We start from the raw sequence: 6,482 nt of genomic DNA, 5'->3' as shown, positions 1-6,482 counted from the left end.
CCCCTGCCGTTATGATCACTTTAAACATCATTTCTCCTCGTTATAGTTTATGTCTATGAAATCAATTATCCGTGTTCAGTTAGCTAATCTCAAAAGATAGAGATACCCAAAATCCCCTTTCTAAATAATTTTATTCCAAGTGGTAGCCTAAAAATCGAATATTGATATTGTTCATATAAATTAAGGGGGAATTTATGCATAAAATATTTTTCGATGGGGCATGTAATCCTAATCCTGGTCCAACCGGATGTGGTGCAGTTATATTTGATGGGCAAAACAATGTGGTCGCCGAGGTTTCAATATTTAATGGGCACGGTACTAACAACCAAGCGGAATACAGTGCGCTTATATATGCTTTAGAGAAAGCAATTGAGCTTGGCATTCGTAAAGCCACAGTCTATGGCGATTCAAAGTTAGTGATTAATCAGCTAAATGGAGTATGGAATTGTAATGACACTGCCCTACGCGTCCTAAATAAGCGGGCTATGAAGCTATGTTATGAGTTAGAGTTTATTGAATTATGTTGGATCAAGAGAATTAACAATAGTCATGCCGACAAGCTTAGTCAGGATGCATTAGAGGGAACTGGCCTTGCAGATAATCAAGTTAATACTAAAAGAGAGCAGCTTGATAGTGTTATTGATAGCAACAAAGGCAATAATAACCCGTCCAACGTCGTAGATATAAATGAACAGCGATTAAATGAAATAACTGCGGTTCATTACTACAAGGGAGTTGGATTTAGCGTTATACAACACTCTAAATTATATGCTATCAATTTAAATCCCCTTTCGTGTTCATGCGCGAATTTAAAATGTGAACATATAAATGCCGCTATTGCATATTCCCAAACGCAACAAATTCATAAAAGTGTATAAACCCATTCGGTAGCGTGAATTTTCGTTCTTTGTATTGTGTTCTTATTGAAACAAATCAAAGGCACAAAAAATGGGTATAGCTAAACTTATTGAAGAAGTAAGAGAATTTGGTGATTTTGAATTTTATCCAACATTAGATTCAGATATTGCATTAATAAAAAAACACATCGACTTGTTAGGCTACGACAAGCCCTATTCTGTGCTAGATATTGGTGTTGGTGATGGTCGTGTGCTTAATGCAATCGCACATGAATACGGTGAAAAGTATGCAATTGAAAAATCATTGCCTCTAATTCGAGCTTTACCCGCTGATATTATGATTGTTGGCACTGATTTCATGGCTCAGACGCTTATAGATATTGAAACATCTGTTATATTTTGCAACCCACCATTTACCCAGTATTCTGAGTTTGCCTCAAAAATTATTGCGGAATCTCTAGCACCGGACGTATATTTAATTTTGCCTACGCGCTGGAGTAATAACCAAGCTATAAAAGACGCATTAGCTCGCCGTAAAGCAACTTTCACTGTAATAGGCAACTCTGACTATCGTTCTGCAGATCGGCCAGCACGATGCACCGTAGACGTTATCCATATAAGCTTATCTAAATCTGCTTCGAGAAGATGGGATAGAGCCACCGTTGATGTAGACCCTTTTGCAGCGTGGTTTTCTGATAACTTCGATATAGATGCACAAGGTAGTGCTGCAAGAAAAGCAGACTCGCTCCATCAGAAAGTGCAACCTGATAAATTTGAAATAATAGCTGGTGGCGACCTAATAAGCACATTGGTAAGCCACTATGATGCCAGTTTAGAAAAGCTTATTAACACTTATAAAGGCTTAGAACATGTAGATGGAAGCATTTTAGATGAGCTTAACGTTTCGATCGATTCTATTTATGCTGCTATTAAACTTCGTATTAAATCTTTAAAAAACAAATACTGGAAAGAGCTATTTAATCGCTTTACTCCAATAACTGATAAGTTATGTACAAGCACTCGAGAAGAGATGCAAACCTTGTTGATGAAGAATGTTAACGTTGACTTCACGAAAGAAAATGCTTATGCCATAGCTGAATGGGCAGTAAAAAACGTGAATAAATACATAGACTCACAATTAATATCTGTTTATGAGAGTTTAATTGGCGAGTCTAACATTACTTTGTATAAATCAAATCAACGAACATTTGGGCGCTCTGAATGGCTTTATAATAGAAAACCATCCGGGTTAGATAGATTTGCATTGGACTATCGAATAATTACAAGTAATTATGGCAATTTTGGCGGCTATTCATTTGATAGAATAAATGGGCTTTCAAAAAGTTCTGCAAACAAAATAGATGATCTAATTACTATTGCACACAACTTGGGCTTTGATACGCTAGGACAAGAGCGAGCAAGTACCGTTGAAGAGTGGGAACCAGGTAAGCTTAGAACATTCCATTACTTCGATCACACTGCTCAAAAGAAAGTTGTATTATTCACTGCTCGGGCATATCAAAACGGTAATATACACCGCAAAATTAATCAGGGCTTTATAGCGCGCCTTAATGTCGAATTTGGTAGGTTACGAGGATGGATAAATACCCCAGAACAAGCGGCCGAAGAAATAGATGGTGTTGATATTGATTGTGCAAAGCAGGCTTTTCACAGTAATCTAAAAATAAACGTGGGTACTCAGTTTTTAAAATTAAACTAACGTAATTGAGATTGAAGGTGCTTAACTAAATAAGTCTTAACTTAATCTGTCAGATTTAATTAACGGAACTTAATCAAATCTGACAGTCGCATATGTGCCAATTGCGGACGGTCAGGAGAATAATGCCAAGATGAAGTCAAGATTTGCCCCCTCTGGCCTATAACGCCACCTTAAGCGCAAAATTATAGCTGGCTAAAATCGAGAGCAAAGCGAACACCGCCAGCTATAATTTGTCCGTTTCAAGGTCTTGTTATAGCGCTTTGCTTAACAAATCTAATTCGTGGTTTATTTGATTGAAATATATATCTTTGTTTGTGAAAATAGATTTCATTCCTGATAGATATGAAGATACCTGATCCGGGTTATTTAACGCTAGGTAAATAATCTCTATATCTGACATATCTGAGTTATTCACATGTCTTTCGGTTACAGTTAACGATCTGAGTAATGTTATATGTGATTTGAAATTTTCAATTTCACACGCATTGTTTAACATATCCCTCGCTGAATCAATTCCCAAAGCTATTTCATAACTAGACTCAAAATGCCTTAACGAATTTTCAAGCTCAAACACTTTATTGAGAGATTGTTCAAATAATAGTTTTTGAGCATTGATTCCATAAATTTTAGACATATTAAAATGGCCATTTACATCACTAACTTGTCTTTGTAAAAGTAGTAAATCTGTATACACGAAAGCCAACTTACTTTTGTTCTTCCATATACCAATAGCATAAAGCGCAAGGAGAAAACCTCCAATTGTAGCTAAATTAGCTAAAGATGATAAAACAACATTCAATGATAACCTTTGGAAAATTAGCGCTAAGTACACTCCTGAAAGTACCAAACCGAAAATGCAAACTGTATAAACAAACTTATCGTTAAACATATTTCTCCATGCGCTATAAAGCCGTTTTAAAAACCCTTGTTAGGTAAATTAAACATAAGAGTAAATCATTGGATTATTTAAAGTATATTGAAATAACAGCTATAAGTGTAGCAATTGCGCTCCATATAATAGCTCTCCGAGCTAACTTATTAGCTTCGCGTGAATTAGATAAAGCATCACGTGCGATTGAATTAGCATCCTCAGAAGTTAATAAGGCTTTGCGAGAAATTGATAAGCTTTCTTTCTCGCGATCTTCTCGGCTTACTTCGCGAATTTCTGATTTGGACTTCATCCACTCTAACGCAATAGAGTGTTTAACTCCTTTGGAAAATGAGCCACTCTCTAAAGATACTTTAACCGCAGGGACACCAAGTAAATCGAACTCAGAAAAACATAGCTCTTTAAAGTCTGATATTGCAACAGATTCAGCGGAAACATCTTTAGGATAAATAGCACCTCGATCTATTTTTCGCTTTCCGCTGCTACTGGATTTAAATCCAATCCAAAAATCGATAGGGATTTCATTCTCACCATTTTCAATAGTGAGAGTTACCTCATTAATATTACATACAGTTGATTCTCCGGCGTAAATTATGTTAACTGTACTCACGATTCACCTAACGTCTTAGTATTTATACGTTACGTTGTTTGTATCGTATAAATACCTTGTTGAACGAAGCATGCTCCTCACTCAACGTTTTTATTGGTATGTTTAATGCTATAGGAATTCTCTTTTTTAGGGAAGTTGTCGATTGCAGTTTTATTGGACACCCTTTTACTACTAAACGGGTTAATTACTGTTTATTAATTACATTTCTACGTTCTTTTATATCGTTTCTGCCTGCTTATTGTCTTCTGTCATCCTTTTTATTTATTTTAGGCAACACCGCATTTAAGCTGATCTTCTGTCACACCAACTTATTTAACGAATTGTTTTTAAGTGTTCGACTTACTACTCAACCACTATTCATTATTATGCCTCCCGTCGCTAGGCCGTCTATTTTTGCATCCTTTATACAGAGGCTTTTCATTATCAACTGCCCTTGCTTACATGATGGGCACGGCCAATTAACTCTCATCGCACCTGTTGTATCTGACTTTCCCTTATTTTTAGTCTCATGCTTGTCTGTTTGTGCGCTGATAATACCCCGTTTCTTTGCTCTACACGCACTGGCTAAAAACCCGTAGTGCCGTATTCGCATAAACCCACTTGGGAGCACATGCAGTAAATAGCGCCTAATAAATTCTATGCCTGTTAATGTCATTCGCTTTATTTTGCTGTCTCGGTAGTCTTTATAACTAAACGTGACATCATCTTTTGTTACTTGCTTAAGCCGTCCTTCATGCAACATGCCTTTACGTGTGTAGCGTCCAAGGTATTTCAACACCGTTTTCGCTTCGGTCAAATTCACTTTGCTGTGTACACACCATGATTTTGTCATTAACAATTCGTTTTGAGGTATCGTTAGTTTATGCGCCCTAATGGCTGCTAGCATTTTTGCTCTAAACACGGTTGCTAAGGCTTTTACTGCAAATAAATACGGCTTTTTAACACCCCGCCACTCACCTGACGATGTTAATACGCCACCTGGAATTAAACAGTGCAAATGAATATGTTGAGCAAGGCTTTGCCCCCATGTATGTAAGACCGCAGTCATTCCTAACGTGCCTTGTAGCTGTTTTTTACGCTGCGCAAACTGACTAAGGGTTTGCCATACAGCATGAAATAAACAGCTGTAAATCTCACGCGGATATTGCCTTGCTAATCCATTTAGTTCATGAGGGAGTGTAAATACCAGATGAAAATAAGGCGCATTGATGACATCCTTACTTTGTTGTTCACTCCATTGATCGCTAACATGCCCTTGGCACTGCGGACAGTGTCTATCTCTGCATGCGCAGTACACCGTTTTATTATGATCGCAGCGATCACACTGCCATTGCTGAGCGCCTAACTTTACGGTTCGACAGTCCTGTATATGCTGACACACTCGCTGTTGTTGATAGGTTAATGCATGGACTTTTTTATAGTGACTGAGGTGTTGCGCTAAGACATCCGCGACATGATGCATTGTTGCCATCTTAATCCTCCTCCCACGCAGCCATTAAATCATGGCTACTATGTGCCATCTCTGGCAACCAATGCAAATAACGCTCTGTCGTACGAATACTCGTATGTCCGAGCTGTTTTTGTAACTGATGAAGCGGCATACCAGCTTCAATTTGATGTGTAGCATAAGCATGGCGCAAGCTATGCGCGGATACATTTTTTGTAATTTCAGCACGCGTTACCGCACGTTTTAATCCACGACTAAACGTTTTTGCATCAATCGCTTTTTCTTTATCCCAGTTGGTACAAAACAGTATACTGCCAAGGGAAAAGCCTGCTATGTAAGCGTTTAACCGCCTTGCTGCACTTTTAGGTAATATGACACGACGGTCTTTATTGCCTTTTCCTGCTCTAACCCATAGGCAGTCTTGGCTAAATTCAATATCAACAACCCGTAAATTCAGTAATTCACTTATTCTGAGCCCACACCCATAGCAAATACAAAGCATGACTTTTTGCTGTGCAGATGCCATATTTAAGAACAGACGATGAACCTCATCTCGTGTTAATAATATCGGTATTGTGTGTGCCTTTTTAGGCAATACGATATCAATGCTGAATGAGCGCTGTAGTACATATTTATATAAAAAATTAACGGCATTGAGTTTTACTGCAATCGTTGCACGCGACAAGTGCTGTGTTAGATTTACATACCTAAAATACGCCTCAAGCTCTTCCTTATTAATTAAGTCAGGCGATTTATCGTAGTAATTAGCTAACTGAGCAAGTGCATTTATATAAGATTCTTCGGTACGTGGTGAGTAGCCTCTTAAACGGATCTCGTCTATGACGCGTTGTCTTAATGGGGTCATTGGTTTTCTCCGGTGAATAGGGGGAAGTCCCAATGACAAGTGTGGCAATTATGCTGGAGGTTGCTAGCTCCGCGTAGCGGCTTTGTTCAACAGC

At 38.1% G+C, this 6,482-nt stretch carries 6 protein-coding genes; 2 read left to right on the top strand and 4 right to left on the bottom strand.

Annotated features, from left to right (window positions below; translation table 11 throughout):
- The first annotated feature begins 194 nt into the window (after window positions 1–194).
- Both L659_RS1000000123210 and L659_RS0108860 read left to right on the top strand, forming a co-directional pair.
- Window positions 195–878 (top strand): ribonuclease HI family protein, encoded by a 684-nt coding sequence (locus L659_RS1000000123210; protein WP_024590285.1) that lies wholly within the window; start codon window positions 195–197, stop codon window positions 876–878.
- A gap of 70 nt (window positions 879–948) precedes the next feature.
- Window positions 949–2,577, top strand: coding sequence for a DUF4942 domain-containing protein (locus tag L659_RS0108860; RefSeq protein WP_024590284.1), 1,629 nt, complete (start codon window positions 949–951; stop codon window positions 2,575–2,577).
- Window positions 2,578–2,827: 250 nt separating this feature from the next.
- Here L659_RS0108860 and L659_RS0108855 read toward each other — a convergent pair whose 3' ends face one another.
- The 4 genes from L659_RS0108855 to L659_RS0108840 all read right to left on the bottom strand — a co-directional run bounded on the left by L659_RS0108855 (window position 2,828) and on the right by L659_RS0108840 (window position 6,388).
- A complete protein-coding gene (locus tag L659_RS0108855; protein ID WP_024590283.1) occupies window positions 2,828–3,466 on the bottom strand; it encodes a hypothetical protein in 639 nt (212 codons plus the stop codon).
- 73 nt (window positions 3,467–3,539) lie between these two features.
- Window positions 3,540–4,076, bottom strand: a complete 537-nt coding sequence (locus L659_RS0108850; protein ID WP_024590282.1) for a hypothetical protein — start codon at window positions 4,074–4,076, stop codon at window positions 3,540–3,542.
- A 346-nt stretch (window positions 4,077–4,422) separates the two neighbouring features.
- The gene (locus tag L659_RS0108845; RefSeq protein WP_024590281.1) at window positions 4,423–5,547 is read right to left on the bottom strand and encodes an IS91 family transposase; all 1,125 of its coding nucleotides are present in this window, start codon (window positions 5,545–5,547) and stop codon (window positions 4,423–4,425) included.
- 1 nt (window position 5,548) lies between these two features.
- Window positions 5,549–6,388 (bottom strand): tyrosine-type recombinase/integrase, encoded by an 840-nt coding sequence (locus L659_RS0108840; protein WP_010552625.1) that lies wholly within the window; start codon window positions 6,386–6,388, stop codon window positions 5,549–5,551.
- Window positions 6,389–6,482: the final 94 nt, after the last annotated feature.

Source organism: Pseudoalteromonas sp. S8-8, from assembly GCF_000497875.1.
In the GTDB taxonomy this organism is placed as follows: domain Bacteria; phylum Pseudomonadota; class Gammaproteobacteria; order Enterobacterales; family Alteromonadaceae; genus Pseudoalteromonas; species Pseudoalteromonas arctica.
This window is presented reverse-complemented; position numbering and strand designations above follow the sequence as displayed.

Coding starts and splice junctions, on each gene's coding strand:
- L659_RS1000000123210 (WP_024590285.1), top strand. CDS start 195: ATGCATAAAATATTTTTCGATGGGGCATGTAATCCTAATCCTGGTCCA.
- L659_RS0108860 (WP_024590284.1), top strand. CDS start 949: ATGGGTATAGCTAAACTTATTGAAGAAGTAAGAGAATTTGGTGATTTT.
- L659_RS0108855 (WP_024590283.1), bottom strand. CDS start 3,466: ATGTTTAACGATAAGTTTGTTTATACAGTTTGCATTTTCGGTTTGGTA.
- L659_RS0108845 (WP_024590281.1), bottom strand. CDS start 5,547: ATGGCAACAATGCATCATGTCGCGGATGTCTTAGCGCAACACCTCAGT.
- L659_RS0108840 (WP_010552625.1), bottom strand. CDS start 6,388: ATGACCCCATTAAGACAACGCGTCATAGACGAGATCCGTTTAAGAGGC.